Below are 18426 nucleotides of genomic sequence, written 5' to 3'. Positions count from 1 at the left end.
TCATGAACCAGCCACTCGCGGGCTTCGCCCCTGCACCTGTGTCCGCCCGCATGGAGAACCACGGCAACCACATGCTGAAGGTCGCCATGCAGACCGGAAACGACCTCCTCGCGCGCGTGGGGTCGATGGTCGCCTACGAAGGGTTCGTCCAGTACGAGCCCAATCCGCCCGCCGTACGCCAGATCGCGCGCGACTGGGTCACCGGCGAGGGCGCACCCCTCATGAAGTGCTCGGGTGACGGCCTGCTCTACCTCGCCGACTACGGGGCGAACGTGGTCGTCATCAACCTCAACGGGGACGCGATCTCCGTCAACGCCACGAACCTGCTCGCCTTCGACGCCCACCTCCAGTGGGGTGTGGAGCGGGTGAAGGGGCTCGCCAAGTTCGCCGGGCAGGGCCTGTGGAACACCAAGATCTCCGGCCAGGGCTGGGTCGCGCTGACCTCCCGGGGCAAGCCGATCGTCGTCGACTGCGGCGGTGGTGAGGACGAGACGTACGTCGACCCGGATGCCCTCGTCGCCTGGTCCCCGAACCTCAAGGTGAAGGGCAAGCGCAGCTTCAAGGCACAGTCGCTGATCGGACGCGGCAGCGGTGAGGCGTACCAGATGGCGTTCTCCGGGACGGGCATCGTCGTCGTCCAGCCCAGCGAGGACAGCACCGACCGCCTCCGAGTCCGGGGCTGAGGGGGAGCAGGACACCATGCAGAGCTCGCTTTTCGGCTACAACGAGCAGCAGACCCAGGACCGCTACAGCCTGCAGAACTCGCAGATGCTGCGGGTCGTCCTGGAGGGCCACGACGACATCCTCGCCCGCAAGGGCACGATGGTCGCGTACCAGGGGCTCGTCGAGTTCGACGCCGAGTACCAGAACAACAGCCAGCACCGGGCCCGCGCCTACACCGGTGAGGGCCTGGACCTGATGCGCTGTCACGGGCAGGGGACGGTCTACCTGGCCAATCTCGCTCAGCACGTGCACGTCATGGACGTGGACCAGGAAGGCCTCACGGTCGACAGCAGCTACGTCCTCGCGATGGACTCCTCGCTGCACCACGAGGTCATCGCCGTCGACAGCCAGTACGGCATCTCCGGCTCCGGCAAGTACCAGCTCAACATCACGGGACGCGGCAAGGTCGCGCTGATGACCTCGGGAATGCCGCTGCTGATGCAGGTCACGCCCGACCGGTACGTCAACTGCGACGCCGACGCCATCGTGGCGTGGTCCACCGGTCTGCGGGTGCAGATGCAGGCGCAGACGCACTCCTCCGGTGTGTGGCGGCGTCGCGGCAACACCGGTGAGGGCTGGGAGCTCAGCTTCATGGGGCAGGGGTACGCCCTGGTGCAGCCCAGTGAGCTGCTGCCGCCGCAGAACGCCGTGATCGGCCAGGGCCTGCGCGCCCAGTACGGCATGGGGCAGCACGGCGCGCACGCGCAGAACCAGGGCAACGCCTGGAGCTGACCATCGGATGACGGTCGCTGATCCGACCGCCCATGTCAGGGGCCCGGATCCGACCGTCCGGGCCGCCGGTTCGGGATCCGGCCGTGCGGTACGACGGACCCGGATCCGGCCGTCCCGGCGATGGTTCGGCTTCGGCCGTCCGGGCGACGGTGCGGCTTCGGCCGTCCGGGCGACGGTGCGGCCTCGACCGTCCGGCAGGCAAACGTAAGGGGCGACCGCCACTGCGGTCGCCCCTTACACGTTGCTCGAGGTCACAGGCGTGCGCGCGTGGCCTCCACCAGACGGACCACCGACTCGTCGGCCACGTCCGCGACCTCGTCGTAGGCGAACCAGCGCAGGTCCAGGGACTCGTCGCTGATCGCCTCCACGGCCCCGGACGGAGCGAGCGCCGCGTACTGCACGTCGAGGTGCCAGGCGCACGGCGTGTGATGCCGGTCCAGGCGCACGGGGCCGCCGGGCAGCAGCGTCAGTCCCGGGACACCCGACTCCTCGGTGCCCTCACGCAGCGCGGCCGACGCCAGGGTCTCGTCGACCGGCTCGCAGTGGCCGCCCATCTGGAGCCACATGCGCAGCTTCTTGTGGAGCGTCAGCAGCACACGCCCCTGCTCCGGGTCGATCACCAGCGCACTTGCCGTGACGTGCCCGTCCCGGCATGCCTTCCACATTCCGTCCGGATGCGCGGCGAGATGGTCCAGGTAGGTCTGGCGCAGCTCTTCCTGGCCCTCGTACCCCTTCAGGACGAGGACCGCGTCGTCGTGCAGGTTCACTCGGCGCCGTCACCCTTGTCGTCGTCCTTGGGGGCGTCGTCCTTGCTGAGGTCCGTCTTGCTCTCGGAGCCGCCGGCCGCCTCGCCGAGCATCTTGTCGAGCTCGGAGAAGTCCAGCTGCTCGCGGTGCACGAAGCCGTCCGGGTCGTCCAGGTCGGACGCGGTGGGCAGCATGTCCGGGTGGGCCCACAGGCCGTCACGGCCGTCGACGCCGCGCGCGTCCGTGAGCGAGGCCCACAGCCGCGAGGCGTCCCGCAGGCGGCGCGGACGCAGCTCCAGACCGATCAGCGTGGCGAAGGTCTGCTCCGCGGGACCGCCGGTGGCGCGGCGGCGGCGCAGGGTCTCCCGCAGCGCGTCCGCGGACGACAGGCGCGGCTTCGCGGCCGAGTGCACGACCGCGTCCACCCAGCCCTCGACCAGCGCCAGCGCCGTCTCCAGGCGGGCCAGCGCGGCCTTCTGCTCCGGGGTGTCCTCCGGCTGGAACATGCCCTGCTGGAGCGCCTGCTGCAGCTCCTCCGGGTTCTGCGGGTCGAACTGGCCGACCACGTCCTCCAGCTTGGCGGTGTCGACCTTGATCCCGCGCGCGTAGCCCTCGACCGCGCCGAACAGGTGCGAGCGCAGCCACGGCACATGCGCGAAGAGACGCTGGTGGGCCGCCTCACGCAGAGCGAGATACAGGCGTACCTCCTCCTGGGGGATGCCCAGGTCCTTGCCGAACGATTCGATGTTCAGCGGCAGCAGCGCGGCCTTGCCTGCCGGGCCGAGGGGCAGACCGATGTCCGTCGAGCCGACGACCTCGCCCGCGAGCACGCCCACGGCCTGCCCGATCTGCGTACCGAACATGGCGCCGCCCATGGAGCGCATCATGCCGATGAGCGGGCCCGCCATGGCCTGCATCTCCTCGGGCAGGACGTCGCCCATGGCCGCGCCGACGCGCTCGGCGACCGGGTCGACGAGCTCCTTCCACACCGGAAGGGTCGCCTCGACCCACTCCGCGCGGCTCCAGGCCACCGCCGTCCCGGCGCCCGAGGGCAGGGACGTCGCGTCGTCCAGCCACAGGTCGGCGAGGCGCACGGCCTCCTGGACCGCGGAGCGCTCGGAGGGGCCGATGCTCGAGTCCTTGGTGCCGTCGGACGTGCCCTGGGCGACCGTCTGGCGGGCGATCTGCTTGGCCATGTCCCAGTTCACCGGGCCGCCCTCGTACGAGAGCATCTGGCCCAGCTGCTGGAACGCGGCGCCCAGGTCATTGGGGTTCATGGAACCGAACATGGCTGCGAGCGGATTGTCGGCGCCGGGGCCACCGGCTCCGGGCAGCCCGAAGCCGAACGGTCCCTGAGCACCGCCGCCCTGCTGGTCCTTCTTCTTGCCCTCGTCGCCGTTCTCCGGCTCCTCCGGCGGAAGGCCGAATCCGAATGGGGTGTCACTCACGGGGTTCCTCGGCTGGTAAGGCCGCCGGTTCTTCCCGACGGCGGCTGCCCACAACACCACCCAGCGTAGACACCACAGCCCGATCGGGCCTCAGTGCTTCGCCGACTCTCGGCCTGCGGCAGGATGGATGCCACCTGGTACGGACGCGTCCTGCGCGTCCGTTACTGAAGACAACCGCTGGAGACGCCCGGTGAGTTCCCCAGATCCGCAGGTTCGCGCAGCGCGAAACCACTCAACCAGCCCCGCCTCGCGCGGCCCCGTCGTCGCGGTCACCGGCGCCGCGGCCGGCGTGGGAGCCCTGCTCACCGAGCGGCTCGCCGCCAGTGAGGAGATCAAGCAGGTCATCGCGATCGACGAGCGGCGCGGGGAGTGCGCGGCGGCCCAGTGGCACATCCTCGACGTGCGGGACCCGGCGATCGCCGAGAAGCTGCGCGGGGCCGACGTCGTGGTGCATCTGGCGCTCGACCTCGATCTGGAGACGGACGCGGCCGCCCGGACCGCCTACAACGTCCGGGGGACGCAGACCGTCCTGACCGCCGCCGCGGCGGCCGGGGTCCACCGGGTGGTGCTGTGCACGTCGGCGATGGTCTACGGGGCGCTGCCCGACAACGAGCTGCCCCTGTCCGAGGACGCGGAACTGCGGGCGACGGCCGAGGCCACGGGTGTCGGCGACCTCCTGGAGATCGAGCGGCTCGCCCGGCGGGCGCCGCGCGCGCATCCCGGTCTCAACGTCACGGTGGTGCGGCCCGCCGTCCTCGTCGGCGGTACCGACACCGCGCTGACCAGGTATTTCGAGTCGCCGCGCCTGCTCGTGGTGGCCGGGTCGCGGCCCGCCTGGCAGTTCTGCCACGTCGAGGACCTGTGCAGTGCACTGGAGTACGCCGTCGTCGAGAAGGTCGAGGGGGAGCTCGCCGTCGGGTGCGACGGATGGCTGGAGCAGGAGGAGGTCGAGGAGCTGAGCGGGATCCGGCGGATGGAGCTGCCGTCCGCCGTGGCGCTCGGGGCGGCCGCGCGACTTCACCGGATCGGGCTCACTCCTTCGCCCGCCGGGGACCTCGCGTACACGATGTACCCGTGGGTGGTCAGCGGGAGCCGGCTGCACGACGCCGGGTGGCGGCCGCAGTGGACCAACGAGGAGGTCCTCGCGGAGCTGCTGGAGGAGGTCTCCGGGCGGCACACCGTGGCGGGGCGGCGGCTGGGGCGCAAGGACGCGACGGCGGCGGGGGCCGCGGGTGCGACGGTTGCGCTGCTGGGTACGGCTGCGTTGGTGCGGCGGGCGCGGAAGGCTCGGCGGCGCATCTGAGGGTGCCCTCGGGCGCAGGGCTCCCTTTCCACCGGGTGGCTGCTTCCATCAGGGGCGGCTGTTCCCGCCGGGTTTTCTCCGGGGAGCCGTCGCCCTCCGGCGAGCTCCCGTCCGGCCGGGGCCCCGGCTCGGCTTTCGGCGGTGTGTCGAGGGCGCGGATCTTCGTCCCCTCCGCCCCTGCCCGTCCCGTTGTCCTGGGGGCTGCCGCCCCCAGACCCCCGCTTCGGCCTGGACGGCCTCGTCCTCAAACGCCGGACGGGCTGGGACGTACCGCCCCCATGAAGACGGGACCGGGCCAGGGAAATCGGCCTGGACGGCCTCGTCCTCAAACGCCGGACGGGCTGAAAGCGGTTCGCCCGTTCTGTAGGAGGCTCCAAAGGGGCACGCGCGTGTGCCGGGCGAATGGTCTATTTCTTGTTGTCAGTGGTGTGGGGCACGATGGGCCCATGGCATCCACGAGCGACCATCCCGGTGAGCAGGCGGCGCAGGACGCGATCAGGCTGATCGCCATCCGTGAGACGCCGCTGTCGCTGGACGAGGTCTTCAAGGCGGTGGGGGACGACGCCGCCGGCGGGACGGCGCTGTTCGTCGGGACCGTGCGGAATCACGACGGGGGTGCCGACGTCGACGAGCTGGGGTATTCGTGTCATCCCAGCGCCGAGGCGGAGATGCGGCGGATCGCGGAGAAGGTGGTCGCCGAATATCCGGTGCGGGCGCTGGCCGCCGTCCACCGTGTCGGGGACCTGAAGGTGGGCGACCTCGCCGTCGTCGTCGCCGTCTCCTGCCCGCACCGGGGCGAGGCCTTCGAGGCGTGCCGCAAGCTCATCGACGACCTGAAGCACGACGTGCCGATCTGGAAGCACCAGAAGTTCTCCGACGGCACCGAGGAGTGGGTCGGCGCCTGCTGAGGGCCGACCGGGTGGCCCCTGGGCCTCCGGTTGCGTAACTCGCCCCCTGCCGTGAGCGTTAGCACTGCGGATGGTTAATCTGCTGATCAGTCAGTTGCGGTCGCTCATGGGGTTGGGAGGTCGACATGGCGGCGCTTGCCTGGTTGCTGATTCCGCTTGTGGCTGCGGTCGGTGCCGGACTGTGGGGCAGTTGGGCCGGCCGGAATCGCAAGACGGCCGGGGACGGTGTCGAGCTCGCTGGATACACGCGCTTCCGCGAGGCCATGGAGCGGACCGAGGTCCGGGCCGAGGCCAAGGAGAAGTCGCACTCCGACGCCCACTGATCCCGCCGCTCCGCGCCCCCGGACGGACGGCCCCGACGGTGCGCTTACAGCACCGTCCCGTACTGTCGTTCCATGCCACGCCGCACCGCGACGATGCTCGCCTCGACACTGATCCTGATCGCGCTCCTGTGCGCGGGGGTGTTCATCAAAGTGCCGTACTCGGAGATGTCCCCGGGTCCGACGGTGAACACGCTGGGCGAGCACGACGGCGAGCCGGTGCTGCAGATCTCCGGTCACAAGACGTACCCGGCCACCGGGCACCTGAACATGACGACGGTCCGCGTCACCAGCGCCGACTACAACATGAACCTCGTCGAGGCCGTCTACGGCTGGCTGGCGCACGACAACAAGGTCGTGCCGCACGACACGCTCTACCCGGACGGCAAGACCGAGGAGCAGTCGACGCAGGAGAACGCCGAGGAGTTCAGCCAGTCCCAGGAGAGCGCCAAGGTGGCCGCCCTGAAGGAACTGGGCATCCCGGTGAAGTCCTGGGTGATCGTCTCCACCGTCCTCAAGGGCTCCCCGGCCGAGGGCCGGCTGCACGCCGGTGACGTGATCAAGGCCGTCGACGGCACCGCGGTGAAGGCGCCCGAGGACGTCGCGAAGCTGGTCACCGAGCACAAGCCCGGCGAGAAGGCCGTCTTCACGATCGTGCCCGCCAAGGAGCAGGCCGCGGCCGAGAAGGAGAACCGGACGGCGACGGGGACGAAGGACGTGACGATCACCACGGCCAAGTCCGACGACGGCGGGACGCAGCGCGCGATCGTCGGGATCTCGGCCGGGACCGACCACACGTTCCCGTTCACCATCGACATCAAGCTCGCCGACGTCGGCGGACCGAGCGCCGGCCTGATGTTCTCGCTCGGCATCGTCGACAAGCTGACCCCCGGCAACCTCACGGGCGGGAAGTTCGTGGCCGGCACCGGCACCATCGAGGACAACGGCAAGGTCGGCCCGATCGGCGGCATCGAGATGAAGACCGTCGGCGCGCGCCAGAAGGGCGCCGAGTACTTCCTGACGCCCAAGGACAACTGCGCGGCCGCCGCCAAGGACACCCCCTCGGGCCTCACGCTCGTCAAGGTCGACACCATCGACGACGCGCTGAACGCCCTCAAGGACATCAAGTCCGGCAACACCGCCGCCCTGCCGAAGTGCTCCGCAAAGGGCTGAGCCGACCACGACCCCTTGTTCCCGGATGGGGGCGGACCTCGCCCTCGTCCCTACGGGGGCGCACCTCGCGGCCGGGCCGCCCCCGCCGCGACGGTCAGTCCGCGAACGTCGCCGAGAGTGCCTCCGCGAGCCCCGGCACCAGGTCCGAACCCGTGAGCACCTCGGTCGCGGCGTCCTTCTCGCGCAGCCGCAGCGCGGAGTCGCGGGTGCCGTCACGCAGCACGCCGACGGTCATCCGGACCTCCTGGCGGTCCGGGTGCTCGGCGACCCAGCGGGCGAGCTTCTTCTCGCTGAGGCCTTCCGGGACGGAGGCCTCGGCCGACGGCGGCAGCATCAGCCGCTCCACGGTGAGCGCGCAGCCGATGACGGCGTCCGGCCACGCGATGGTGCCGAGGAACTCGTCCAGCGGCTTGCCGGCAGGGATCTCGTCCTGCTCGATCGGGGTGAGACCGGAGGTCTCCTGCTGCTCGTCCTCCAGGCCGAGCTGGGCGGCGAGGCCGGGTTCCTGGGCCCGCAGCCGTGCGGTGTCTACGAGGGCGAAGAGGCGAGCGGGCTGGTCCCAGCCGAGGCCCGAGGCGTACTCGTCGATCTCGAGTACGGCCCGGGTGAGGGGGGTCGCTGCCATGGGAGTGTTGGACATGGTCACAATCCTGCCTCGTTCGTACCCGAATCCGGGAACCGAGTAAAGCGTGAGTAAGTTGCATAGATGAGGCCCCACGATCACGGAGCCTTGCGGACGGTCCACCATCACGGGGGCCTGACGGATCAACAGCGACTTCGAGGTGCGCACCTTGGCTTTCCAGATGCCGGACCGCGGCGGAGGCCCGACGGGGCCACGGATCAGAGTGGGCCGACCCTCCCGGCGTGTCCGGACCCTGCTCATGACACTGGGCGTGCTGGCCGTGCTGGCCATGGCCTTCGTCATGTTCGCGGGGTTCTGGACGGACTGGCTCTGGTACCGGTCGGTTCACTACTCGTCGGTCTTCACGACCACCCTGTGGACCAAGATCGGACTCTTCTTCGTCTTCGGCCTGCTGATGGCGGCCTCGGTCGGGGTGAACATCTGGCTCGCGCACAAGATGCGCCCGCCGCTGAGCGCCATGTCGATGGAGCAGCAGAGCCTCGACCGCTACCGCATGGGCATCGCCCCCTACAAGCGGTGGCTGCTCCTCGCGATCACCTCGCTGGTCGGGCTGATCGCCGGCGCGTCCGCCTCGGGCCAGTGGCGCACCTGGCTGATGTGGGTGAACGGAGTGCCCTTCAACCAGAAGGACCCCCAGTTCCACCTGGACGTCTCCTTCTACGCCTTCGACCTGCCCTGGTACCGCTTCCTGCTCGGCTTCGGCTTCGCCGCCGCCGTGCTCTCGCTGATCGCGGCCGCGCTCACGCACTACCTGTACGGCGGGCTGCGGATCACCAGCCCGGGCGCGCGCGCCACGGCCGCTGCGACCGGGCACCTGTCCGTGCTCCTCGGCATCTTCGTCGCGCTGAAGGCCGTCGCCTACTGGCTCGACCGGTACGGGCTGGCCGTGAAGTCCAGCGACTTCAAGGCCACGGGCAACTGGACGGGCCTCCGGTACGTCGACGCGAACGCGTACCTGCCCGCCAAGACGATCCTGTTCTGCATCGCCGTCATCTGCGCGCTGCTCTTCTTCGCCACCCTGTGGCGGCGCACCTGGCAGCTGCCCGTGATCGGCTTCGGCCTGATGGTGCTCTCGGCGATCCTCATCGGCGGCCTGTACCCGGCGATCGTCCAGAAGTTCCAGGTCCAGCCGAACGAGCAGGCCAAGGAAGCGCCGTACGTCGAGAAGAACCTCAAGGCGACGCGTGAGGCCTACGGGATCGACGGCACCGATGTGACCGACTACCCGGGCGCGAGCACCACCAAGGACAAGACCAAGCTGCGCGACGACGCGGACAATGCCGCGAGCATCCGCCTCATGGACCCGAACGTGGTGTCGCCGACCTTCCAGCAGCTCCAGCAGGTCCGGAACTACTACGGCTTCCCGTCCAACCTGGACGTGGACCGCTACAGCAAGGACGGCAAGGACCAGGACACGGTCATCGGGCTGCGCGAGCTCAACCTCCAGGGCATCCCGAAGAGCAACTGGATCAACGACCACTTCCGCTACACGCACGGTTACGGCGTCGTCGCGGCCAAGGGCACCGAGGCCGACTCCGAGGGCCGGCCCGTCTTCACCGAGTACAACCTGCCGTCCCGGGGAGACCTGGGTCAGTACCAGCAGCAGATCTACTACGGCGAGAAGACGACCCAGTACTCGATCGTCGGCGGTCCCCAGAAGGAGATCGACTACTCCGACGACAGCGGCGAGAAGACCACCAGCTACAAGGGCAAGAGCGGGATCAGCCTGTCCAGCCCGGTCAACCGCGCCGCGTACGCGGTGGCGTTCGGCGAGCCGCAGATCCTCTACTCGGGCGCGATCGGTGACGGTTCACGGATCCTCTACAACCGCACGCCCAAGGAGCGGGTCGAGGCGGTCGCCCCGTGGCTGACCATCGACGGCGACGCCTACCCGGCGGTCGTCGACGGGAAGATCCAGTGGATCGTCGACGCGTACACGACCACGAACGGCTATCCGTACGCCTCCCGCACCACCCTCGGTGACACGACAGCGGACTCGCTGACGGCGGCCAACAACCAGCGTGCGGTGGTAGCTCAGCAGAACCAGGTCAACTACATCCGCAACTCGGTGAAGGCGACCGTCGACGCGTACACCGGTCAGGTCAAGCTCTACCAGTGGGACACCAAGGACCCGGTCCTGAAGACCTGGATGAAGGCGTTCCCGAACACGGTGGAGTCCAAGGACTCGATCTCGCCGTCGCTGATGGCTCATCTGCGCTACCCGCAGGACCTGTTCAAGGTCCAGCGCGAACTGCTCACCCGCTACCACGTGAAGGACGCGCAGACGTTCCTCAGTGGCAGCGAGGTGTGGCAGATCCCGGACGACCCGACCAACAAGTCGGGCGACGCCGTGCCGCCGTACTACCTGAGCATGAAGCTGCCGGGCCAGGCGTCCCAGGCCTTCTCGCTGACGACGACCATGACACCGAACGGCCGGGACAACCTGAGCGCGTTCATGTCCGTCAACGCCGAGGCCGGCACCGGCGATTACGGCAAGATCACCATCCTGAAACTACCCACCGGAAGAACCGTCGACGGACCCAAGCGGGTGCAGAGTCAGTTCAACTCCGAGCCATCCATCGCCGAGTCCATCAGACTCCTCAAGGGCGGCGACTCGGAAGTCGAGTACGGCAATCTGTTGACCGTTCCGCTCGACGGTGGACTCCTCTATGTGGAGCCCGTCTACGTACGCGGTGGTGACCTCAAGTACCCATTGCTGCGCAAGGTGCTGGTCACCTATGGAGGCAGTACCGCCTTCGAGAACACGCTCGGTGAAGCCCTCAACAAGGTCTTCGGCGCCAGCAGTTCGACCGTGCCACCGGAGAACGAGGGCACCACGAAACCGCCCACGTCGAACAACCCGACGGTCCAGGAGGCGTTGAACGACGCGCAGAAGGCCTTCGACAAGGGTCAGGAAGCCCTGAAGAAGGGCGACTGGCAGTCGTACGGCGAGGCGCAGAAGGATCTTGAGGACGCGCTGAAGCGGGCCGAGGACGCCCAGGCGAAGGCCGACAAGACCACGGGCGGCAGCGGCAACAACGCGGACAAGACCAGCGACAACGCCGACAAGAGCAGCGACAAGAGCTCGGGCGGCGGCTGACCGAAAGCCCACCCCGCGCCGTGATACGGTTGTTCCACAACGGCGCGGGGTGGAGCAGCTCGGTAGCTCGCTGGGCTCATAACCCAGAGGTCGCAGGTTCAAATCCTGTCCCCGCTACTGAAGTCGAGGGCCCGGATCCTGATCAGGATCCGGGCCCTCGACGTGTGTCACGCCACGCCGAGGCACCCACGGTGACCTGGTGTCTCGTGCGAAGTGCTGCTTCCTGCGTGGGGAGTTGGGAAAACTGTGTTTGACTTGTCTCTCTGTGGGCATGTCGACAAAACGCTGAAGTGACCTCACTGGCTGCGGTATACCAGGTGTACCCAGGTTGCAGGTGGTGCGACGATGGACGTTATGGGGGACAAGGCAACTCTGTTGGATACGGGGCGGTTTGCGCAGCCTGCCGACTTTGAGCAGCCTGCGGATCTCACGCAGCCTTCCGACCGGGACGAGGCCGCCGAGGCCGCCGAGGAGGCGCGCCGACGGCTCGCCGCCGAGAGCGGCGACGTCGAGGCGATGAGCGTCCTCGGCGCGATGCTGCTGCGCCGCGGCGACCTCGACGGAGCCGAACCTCAGCTGCGCGCCGCCACCGCGGCCGGTGACCGTGCCGCCGCCAACAACCTCGGCGTCCTCCTGCACCAGCGCGGATATCCCGAAGAGGCCGCCGGATGGTGGCGGATCGCCGCCGTCGCCGGGTCCGCCGCCGCCGCGCACGCGCTCGGCCGGCACCACCGCGAGCGTGGCGACGAGCCCGCGGCCGAGTACTGGCTGCGTCAGTCCGCCGAGCAGGGGCACGCCCTCGGAGCGTACGCGCTCGCCGATCTGCTGGAGCACCGCAGCGACGTCGGCGCCGAGCAGTGGATGCGCGCCGCCGCCGAGCGAGGACACCGCGAGGCCGCCTACCGACTGGCTCGAACGCTTGACCGGAAGGCCGCCGACGCGGGCGAGAACGGCTCCGACAACGGTGTCATCGGTGTCATCGGCGCGGCAGGCGAGGACGCCGAGCAGTGGTACCGGCAGGCCGCCGCGCGCGGCCACCGGCGGGCCGCGCTGCACCTCGGAGCGATCCTGGAGAAGCGCGGCGACCTCAAGGAGGCCGGGCGCTGGTACCTGACGTCCGCGAAGGACGGCGAGGCGCGGGCCGCCTGCGCGCTCGGCTTCCTGCTCCGCGACGCAGGTGACACGGAGAGCGCCGCCGTGTGGTGGCTGCGCGCCGCGCAGGACGGCGACGGCAACGCCGCGAACGCGCTCGGCGCGCTGCACGCCGAGCGCGGCGAGACGCAGACCGCCGAGCGGTGGTACCGCGCCGCCATGGACGCGGGCGACGTGAACGGGGCGTACAACCTGGGTCTGCTCTGCGCCGAGCAGGGCCGGACCGGGCAGGCCGAGCAGTGGTACCGACGGGCCGCGTACGCGGGTCACCGCGAGGCGGCGAACGCGCTGGCGATCCTGTTGCTCCAGGTCGGCGACGCAGCGGGGGCCGAGCCCTGGTTCTCCAAGGCCGCGGAGGCCGGCAGCGTCGACGCCGCGTTCAACCTCGGGATCCTGCACGCCGGGCGGAACACGGAGGACGACGACACCGCCGCGCTGCGCTGGTACGAGCGTGCCGCCGCCGCGGGCCACACCGAGGCCGCGCTCCAGGTCGCCATCGCACGGCTGCGGGAGGGCGACGAGCAGGACGCCGAACGGCACCTGCGGTGCGCGGCGGGCGGTGGCAGCGCGGAGGCCGCGTACCGGCTCGCCGCCGTGCTCGACGCGCGCCGGCCGCCGGCGCCCGCCCACGAGCTGGGCGAGCCCGCGCAGGAGAAGAGCGAGTGCGAGGAGTGGTACGAGCGGGCGGCGTCCCAGGGGCACCGCCGGGCGCAGGTGCGGGTCGGCATGCTGGCCGCCGCGCGCGGGGACGTGGTGGAGGCGGCCCGGTGGTACCGGTCCGCGGCGGAGGCCGGGTCGCGCAACGGCGCGTTCAACCTCGGGCTGCTGCTCGCCCGCGAGGGGAGCGAGCCGGAGGCCGCGCTGTGGTGGACCCGGGCGGCCGACGCGGGGCACGGGCGGGCGGCGCTCCGGCTCGCCCTCGTGTACGCGCGGCGCGGCGAGCTGGCCGAGGGGCAGCGGTGGGCCGACCGGGCGGTTTCGCTCGGGCCGGCGGAGGTGGCCGAGCGGGCCGCTCGGTTGCGGGACGCTCTGCGGGAGGAACTGTCCGCCTGACGCCGCGGGGCCGTGGGTGGGCTCGGTGCCAGGGAGCCGCGGGCTGCTTCTCGGCCACCTGCCGCCCTTGTCGGCCGTGGGCGGGCAGGGGCGACTGTTCTCGCCCTGCCGCCCCTGCCCGTCCCGTATCGGGGGCTGCCGCCCCCGGACCCCCGCTTCGGCCTGGACGGCCTCGTCCTCAAGCGCCGCACGGGCTGGGTGTCGCGCCGGGCGGCCTGGGTGTCGCGCCGGACGGACCGGGGGCGCTCGGCGAGGGCGGCTTCGTGGCGCGCGTTCAAAGCGATTTGCGCTGGTCCACATGGTTGACGTAATGTTCAGTTCACCGACGCGGGGTGGAGCAGCTCGGTAGCTCGCTGGGCTCATAACCCAGAGGTCGCAGGTTCAAATCCTGTCCCCGCTACTGAAGGCCGAAGGCCCGGAACCAATGGTTCCGGGCCTTCGGTGTGTTCGGGGCCGGGCCGGCAGGAACCGCGCAGTGCCGCAGGAGCGGCGCAGGGCGGGGCCGGCGGCACGGAGGCAAGGCGAAGGCCCCGGCACCTGTCACAGGTGCCGGGGCCTTCGTGTGCGTTCTAGGCCGCCGCGCAGTTCGGGCAGACGCCGCGGTACGTCACCTCGACGTCCGAGACGGTGAAGCCGAAGCGCTCCGAGTCCGGAAGGTCGGCGAGCGGATTGCCGTCCGGATGCACGTCGCGGATCGCGCCGCAGCGGGCGCAGACCAGGTGGTGGTGCGGGCGGTGCGCGTTCGGGTCGTACCGCTTGGCGCGCTTGTCCGTGGCGACTTCCAGCACCTCGCCGAGCGAGACCAGCTCACCCAGCGTGTTGTAGACGGTCGCCCGGGAGATCTCGGGCAGCTTGGCCACGGCCCGCGCATGAACCTCGTCGGCCGTCAGATGGACGTGATCGCCGTCGAGGACCTCGGCCACGACACGTCGCTGCGCGGTCATCCGCCATCCGCGTCCGCGCAGCCGTTCCAACAGGTCACTCATGTGAGTCAGCTTATCAGCAACAGGACCAGTTCACGAATAGGTGTGACTTTGGATGCTGGCTTGACTTAGACAATGTCTATTGTAGGGTCGGGATCGAAGGCGGCCGATGGACAGGATCGGCCTGGAACGACGCAGGAGGCGCACGTGACGCAGGGACCGCTTACGACGGAGGCCGGCGCGCCGGTGGCCGACAACCAGAACAGCGAGACCGCGGGCGTCGGCGGCCCGGTCCTCGTCCAGGACCAGCTCCTGCTGGAGAAGCTCGCGCACTTCAACCGCGAGCGCATCCCGGAGCGCGTCGTGCACGCCCGGGGCGCGGGCGCCTACGGCACCTTCACGGTCACCGCCGACGTCACCCGGTACACGCGTGCCGCGTTCCTCTCCGAGGTCGGCAAGCAGACGGAGACCTTCCTGCGCTTCTCGACCGTGGCCGGCAATCTGGGCGCGGCGGACGCGGTCCGCGACCCGCGCGGCTGGGCGCTGAAGTTCTACACCGAAGAGGGCAACTACGACCTCGTCGGCAACAACACCCCGGTGTTCTTCATCAAGGACGCCATCAAGTTCCCCGACTTCATCCACACGCAGAAGCGCGACCCGTACACGGGCTCGCAGGAGGCGGACAACGTGTGGGACTTCTGGGGGCTGTCCCCCGAGTCCACGCACCAGGTGACCTGGCTGTTCGGCGACCGAGGCATCCCGGCCTCCTACCGTCACATGAACGGCTACGGCTCGCACACGTACCAGTGGAACAACGAGGCCGGCGAGGTCTTCTGGGTCAAGTACCACTTCAAGACCGACCAGGGCATCAAGAACCTCACCCAGGCCGAGGCGAACCGGCTCGCAGGCGAGGACCCCGATTCGCACCAGCGCGACCTGCGCGAGTCCATCGAGCGCGGTGACTTCCCGACCTGGACCGTGCAGGTGCAGATCATGCCGGCGGCGGACGCGGCGACGTACCGCTTCAACCCGTTCGACCTCACCAAGGTGTGGCCGCACGAGGACTACCCGCCGATCGAGATCGGCAAGCTGGAGCTCAACCACAACCCGCAGAACGTCTTCGCCGAGGTGGAGCAGTCGATCTTCAGCCCCGCGCACTTCGTGCCGGGCATCGGCCCCTCGCCCGACAAGATGCTCCAGGGCCGTCTGTTCGCGTACGGCGACGCCCACCGCTACCGCGTCGGCATCAACGCCGACCACCTGCCGGTGAACCGCCCGCACGCCACCGAGGCGCGGACCAACTCCCGTGACGGCTTCCTGTACGACGGACGCCACGGCGGCGGGAAGAACTACGAGCCCAACAGCTTCGGCGGGCCGTTCCAGACGGACCGGCCGCTGTGGCAGTCCACCCCGGTGACGGGCGGAACCGGCAACCACGCCGCCCCCGTGCACGCCGAGGACGACGACTTCGTGCAGGCGGGCAACCTCTACCGGCTGATGTCCGAGGACGAGAAGGGCCGGCTCGTCGAGAACCTGGCCGGCTTCATCGCCAAGGTCTCGCGCGACGACATCGCCGAGCGCGCGATCGACAACTTCCGTCGGGCGGACGGCGACTTCGGCAAGCGGCTGGAGGCCGCGGTCCAGGCCCTGCGCGGCTGACCACCAGCAAGGGAACGCTTGTCGTGGGCGGCGGGCCGGATCTCCTCGGTACACCGAGGAGATCCGGCCCGCCGGTATGAGCGGGGACGGGGGGTGCGGGTCAGGCGGGCACCTGCTGTCGTGCCGGGGCCCAGCAGCGGATGATGTCGCGGACCGAGACGATGCCGACCGGGCCGCTGTCGTCCAGCACGATCAGATGGCGGAAGCCGCCGTGGGCCATCGCCGACGCGGCCTCCTCCAGCGTCCAGGCGGGTGCGGCGAAGACGACGTCGGTGGTGGTGTGGGTGCCCGCGGTCTCGGCGTCCGGATTCTGGTCGTGGGCGAGGGAGTTGAGGATGTCGCGCTCGGTGAGGATGCCGAGGCCGGAGGAGTCCTCGTCGAGGACCACGGCCGCGCCGACGCGGCGTGCGGACATCAGGCGGGCCGCCTGGCGGAGGGTATGTGCCGGGCCGATGGTGAGGACCACCGTGCTCATGGCGTCGCGGACGAGCATGGACGGAGCCACCTCCTACGAATCCCTCGCGCTTGCGAGCGGATTCACAAATTCACAAGTGGGGGGATTCTCAGGGTGGCAGTTAAAGAGAGGGTCAACAAGAGGGCGCGTGCGGCGAGTTCGGGGCGCCAGGGGAGTGTGCGCAGGTGTCCCGGTTCAGTACCGCTGGTTCACATACCCCAGCAGTTCGTCGTGCAGGACGCCGTTCGACGCGGCCGCGTTGCCGCTGTGCGGGCCCGGACGGCCGTCGAGGCCGGTGAACGAGCCGCCCGCCTCGGTCACGATGATCGCGTTCGCCGCCATGTCCCAGAGCGACAGCTCCGGTTCGGCGCAGATGTCCACCGAGCCCTCGGCGACCATCATGTACGGCCAGAAGTCGCCGTATCCGCGGGTGCGCCAGACCGCACGGGTGAGGTCGAGGAAGCCGTCGAGGCGGCCCTGCTCCTCCCAGCCGCTCAGTGACGAGTAGGCGAAGGAGGCGTCGGCCATGCGCGAGACGCGGGAGACCTGGAGCCGGGACGCGGAGGACAGGCTGCGGCCGGTGAACGCGCCGTGCCCCTTCGCCCCCCACCAGCGGCGGCCCAGCGCGGGCGCCGAGACCAGGCCGACGACGGGCTGGAAGCCGCCCTCGCCCGCCTCCATCAGGGAGATCAGCGTCGCCCAGACGGGCACGCCGCGCACGTAGTTCTTGGTGCCGTCGATCGGGTCGACGACCCAGCGGCGCGGGCCCGTGCCCTCGATGCCGTACTCCTCGCCGAGGACCGCGTCGCGTGGCCTCGCCCGCTGGAGCTGACCACGGATGAGCTCCTCGGCGGCCTTGTCCGCCTCGCTCACCGGCGTCATGTCCGGCTTGGTCTCGACCTTCAGGTCGAGCGCTTTGAACCGGTCCATCGTCGCGGCGTCGGCGGCGTCCGCGAGGACATGGGCGAGACGCAGGTCATCGAGATAGTCGGGCATGACCGAACCGTATCTGCCCGCGTCAGGCCGGGGCTACACGGCCCGAGGATCATTGCGGCACCGGCCGACGGGCGGGCACCCGGCGCGTGCCGGCCCCGACCGGTCGGCGGCCTCCGTCGCTGCGGCACCCGTGCGGCTCGCGCGCCCCGGCCGGTGCGCGTGCCGGACGTTGTGCGCCCCTCGGGGCCGCCGCGAACCCTTGACAGTGCCTTTGTGCGCGTCAAATCTGAGCTGCAGACTCGCTCGCCCCAGGGAGGCGATGATGCCTGCAGCGCGGGATTCCCTCTTGGACGCCGCGTACACGGCGTTGGCGCGTCGCGCATGGTCCGCGGTGCGGATGGTCGATGTGGCCGCCGTGGCCGGGGTGTCGCGCCAGACGCTGTACAACGAGTTCGGGAGCAAGGAGGGGCTCGCGCGGGCCCTCGTACGGCGGGAGGCGGACGCCTATCTCGCCGGCGTCGAACGGGCGCTGGCGGGGCACACCGACGCCCGTGACCGGCTCGTCGCGACCGCCGAGTGGACCGCTTCGGCCGCGCGGAGCAACGCGCTCGTGCGGGCGATGCTCACGGGGTGCTGGAGCGAACGGCTGCCCGCGCCGACGCTGTCGGCGGTGCCCTCGTCGTCCGCGGTGCCTGCGCAGCGACGGGCCGACGGGCCGCTGCCCTCACCCGTGGACTTCGTGGCGCTGGTGCGCGACCGTGCCGTCGCGGCGCTCGCCGCCTCTCCGGCGGACACGGCCGAGGTGGCCCGCTCCTGCGAACTCGTCGTCCGTCTGGCCCTGTCCTGCGTGGCGGCACCGCCCGGGGACGGCGGGGTCACCGACCTGGTGAAGACCGCGCTGGCACCGTCCCACCGGCTGGGCATCTGAGCGGTCCGCACGGGAGGGGAGCGTCTGCGGGGACGGGGGGATCGGCAGGAGCCCGCGGGCCGGCTGCGGGACCGACGGGGTCGGGCGGAGTCTGCGGGACCCGCGGGACCGACGGGGTCGGGCGGAGTCCGCGGGACTGACGGGACCCGTCGGGACGGCGGGCTCGGACGAGCCACCGGCACCGCCGGGGTCGTACGCGCTCGCGGCCTGCGACCGTGTCGCGGA

16 protein-coding genes and 2 tRNA genes are annotated in these 18426 nt (G+C 70.4%); 12 read left to right on the top strand and 6 right to left on the bottom strand.

Going from position 1 to position 18426, the window contains the following annotated elements; genetic code table 11:
• The first annotated feature begins 2 nt into the window (after positions 1–2).
• A complete protein-coding gene (locus tag ABEB03_RS20150; protein ID WP_345650745.1) occupies positions 3–683 on the top strand; it encodes an AIM24 family protein in 681 nt (226 codons plus the stop codon).
• 16 nt (positions 684–699) lie between these two features.
• On the top strand, positions 700–1455 hold the full coding sequence (locus ABEB03_RS20145; RefSeq protein WP_028802024.1) for an AIM24 family protein: 756 nt from the start codon (positions 700–702) through the stop codon (positions 1453–1455).
• Between the two features lie 251 nt (positions 1456–1706).
• Here ABEB03_RS20145 and ABEB03_RS20140 read toward each other — a convergent pair whose 3' ends face one another.
• Together ABEB03_RS20140 and ABEB03_RS20135 are read right to left on the bottom strand one after the other, a co-directional pair.
• On the bottom strand, positions 1707–2222 hold the full coding sequence (locus ABEB03_RS20140; RefSeq protein ID WP_345650741.1) for an NUDIX hydrolase: 516 nt from the start codon (positions 2220–2222) through the stop codon (positions 1707–1709).
• Positions 2219–3649, bottom strand: coding sequence for a zinc-dependent metalloprotease (locus ABEB03_RS20135; protein WP_345650738.1), 1431 nt, complete (start codon positions 3647–3649; stop codon positions 2219–2221). The genes ABEB03_RS20140 and ABEB03_RS20135 overlap by 4 nt, the downstream gene beginning before the upstream one ends.
• Before the next feature lie 190 nt (positions 3650–3839).
• On the opposite strand from ABEB03_RS20135, the gene ABEB03_RS20130 reads away from it, so the two are divergent.
• From ABEB03_RS20130 to ABEB03_RS20115, 4 genes are all read left to right on the top strand, one after another.
• Entirely contained in the window at positions 3840–4952 is a 1113-nt protein-coding gene (locus tag ABEB03_RS20130; protein WP_345650735.1) for an SDR family oxidoreductase, read from the top strand.
• Between the two features lie 446 nt (positions 4953–5398).
• Complete coding sequence (locus ABEB03_RS20125; RefSeq protein ID WP_345650732.1) at positions 5399–5860, top strand: molybdenum cofactor biosynthesis protein MoaE; 462 nt, start codon at positions 5399–5401, stop codon at positions 5858–5860.
• A 125-nt stretch (positions 5861–5985) separates the two neighbouring features.
• Positions 5986–6183: a hypothetical protein gene (locus tag ABEB03_RS20120; RefSeq protein WP_095936520.1), complete on the top strand. Its 198-nt coding sequence runs from the start codon at positions 5986–5988 to the stop codon at positions 6181–6183.
• A 72-nt stretch (positions 6184–6255) separates the two neighbouring features.
• Positions 6256–7353, top strand: a complete 1098-nt coding sequence (locus ABEB03_RS20115) for a YlbL family protein (protein ID WP_345650728.1) — start codon at positions 6256–6258, stop codon at positions 7351–7353.
• Between the two features lie 94 nt (positions 7354–7447).
• Here the strand turns inward: ABEB03_RS20115 and ABEB03_RS20110 are convergent, their stop codons facing one another.
• A complete protein-coding gene (locus tag ABEB03_RS20110; RefSeq protein ID WP_345650725.1) occupies positions 7448–7993 on the bottom strand; it encodes a PPA1309 family protein in 546 nt (181 codons plus the stop codon).
• A gap of 163 nt (positions 7994–8156) precedes the next feature.
• Between ABEB03_RS20110 and ABEB03_RS20105 the strand changes: the two genes are divergently transcribed.
• From ABEB03_RS20105 to ABEB03_RS20090, 4 genes are all read left to right on the top strand, one after another.
• A complete protein-coding gene (locus tag ABEB03_RS20105) occupies positions 8157–11096 on the top strand; it encodes a UPF0182 family membrane protein (protein WP_345650890.1) in 2940 nt (979 codons plus the stop codon).
• 43 nt (positions 11097–11139) lie between these two features.
• A tRNA-Met gene (locus tag ABEB03_RS20100) sits at positions 11140–11213 on the top strand.
• A gap of 228 nt (positions 11214–11441) precedes the next feature.
• Complete coding sequence (locus ABEB03_RS20095; protein ID WP_345650722.1) at positions 11442–13301, top strand: tetratricopeptide repeat protein; 1860 nt, start codon at positions 11442–11444, stop codon at positions 13299–13301.
• A gap of 326 nt (positions 13302–13627) precedes the next feature.
• Positions 13628–13701: transfer RNA gene (locus tag ABEB03_RS20090), tRNA-Met, on the top strand.
• 169 nt (positions 13702–13870) lie between these two features.
• On the opposite strand, the gene ABEB03_RS20085 is transcribed toward ABEB03_RS20090, so the two are convergent.
• Positions 13871–14287, bottom strand: a complete 417-nt coding sequence (locus tag ABEB03_RS20085) for a Fur family transcriptional regulator (protein ID WP_028802033.1) — start codon at positions 14285–14287, stop codon at positions 13871–13873.
• A 72-nt stretch (positions 14288–14359) separates the two neighbouring features.
• Between ABEB03_RS20085 and ABEB03_RS20080 the strand changes: the two genes are divergently transcribed.
• Positions 14360–15883: a catalase gene (locus ABEB03_RS20080; RefSeq protein WP_345650718.1), complete on the top strand. Its 1524-nt coding sequence runs from the start codon at positions 14360–14362 to the stop codon at positions 15881–15883.
• 100 nt (positions 15884–15983) lie between these two features.
• Here ABEB03_RS20080 and ABEB03_RS20075 read toward each other — a convergent pair whose 3' ends face one another.
• Complete coding sequence (locus tag ABEB03_RS20075; protein ID WP_028802035.1) at positions 15984–16376, bottom strand: CBS domain-containing protein; 393 nt, start codon at positions 16374–16376, stop codon at positions 15984–15986.
• A 156-nt stretch (positions 16377–16532) separates the two neighbouring features.
• The gene (gene hisN, locus ABEB03_RS20070; protein WP_345650711.1) at positions 16533–17333 is read right to left on the bottom strand and encodes a histidinol-phosphatase; all 801 of its coding nucleotides are present in this window, start codon (positions 17331–17333) and stop codon (positions 16533–16535) included.
• Positions 17334–17595: 262 nt separating this feature from the next.
• Here hisN and ABEB03_RS20065 point away from each other — a divergent pair, with 262 nt between their 5' ends.
• A complete protein-coding gene (locus ABEB03_RS20065) occupies positions 17596–18201 on the top strand; it encodes a TetR/AcrR family transcriptional regulator (RefSeq protein ID WP_095936745.1) in 606 nt (201 codons plus the stop codon).
• Positions 18202–18426 lie beyond the last annotated feature (225 nt).

This window comes from Streptomyces siamensis, assembly GCF_039543605.1.
GTDB classification, from domain to species: Bacteria; Actinomycetota; Actinomycetes; order Streptomycetales; family Streptomycetaceae; genus Streptomyces; species Streptomyces siamensis.
The sequence above is the reverse complement of the archived record's forward strand: the minus strand, read 5'-3'. Positions and strand labels throughout refer to the sequence as shown.

Bases quoted from the DNA above. Each gene is read 5' to 3' on its own strand.
- ABEB03_RS20150 (WP_345650745.1), top strand. From the start codon at position 3: ATGAACCAGCCACTCGCGGGCTTCGCCCCTGCACCTGTGTCCGCCCGC.
- ABEB03_RS20145 (WP_028802024.1), top strand. From the start codon at position 700: ATGCAGAGCTCGCTTTTCGGCTACAACGAGCAGCAGACCCAGGACCGC.
- ABEB03_RS20125 (WP_345650732.1), top strand. From the start codon at position 5,399: ATGGCATCCACGAGCGACCATCCCGGTGAGCAGGCGGCGCAGGACGCG.
- ABEB03_RS20120 (WP_095936520.1), top strand. From the start codon at position 5,986: ATGGCGGCGCTTGCCTGGTTGCTGATTCCGCTTGTGGCTGCGGTCGGT.
- ABEB03_RS20115 (WP_345650728.1), top strand. From the start codon at position 6,256: ATGCCACGCCGCACCGCGACGATGCTCGCCTCGACACTGATCCTGATC.
- ABEB03_RS20110 (WP_345650725.1), bottom strand. From the start codon at position 7,993: ATGTCCAACACTCCCATGGCAGCGACCCCCCTCACCCGGGCCGTACTC.
- ABEB03_RS20105 (WP_345650890.1), top strand. From the start codon at position 8,157: ATGCCGGACCGCGGCGGAGGCCCGACGGGGCCACGGATCAGAGTGGGC.
- ABEB03_RS20095 (WP_345650722.1), top strand. From the start codon at position 11,442: ATGGACGTTATGGGGGACAAGGCAACTCTGTTGGATACGGGGCGGTTT.
- ABEB03_RS20085 (WP_028802033.1), bottom strand. From the start codon at position 14,287: ATGAGTGACCTGTTGGAACGGCTGCGCGGACGCGGATGGCGGATGACC.
- ABEB03_RS20080 (WP_345650718.1), top strand. From the start codon at position 14,360: ATGTCTATTGTAGGGTCGGGATCGAAGGCGGCCGATGGACAGGATCGG.
- ABEB03_RS20075 (WP_028802035.1), bottom strand. From the start codon at position 16,376: ATGCTCGTCCGCGACGCCATGAGCACGGTGGTCCTCACCATCGGCCCG.
- hisN (WP_345650711.1), bottom strand. From the start codon at position 17,333: ATGCCCGACTATCTCGATGACCTGCGTCTCGCCCATGTCCTCGCGGAC.
- ABEB03_RS20065 (WP_095936745.1), top strand. From the start codon at position 17,596: ATGCCTGCAGCGCGGGATTCCCTCTTGGACGCCGCGTACACGGCGTTG.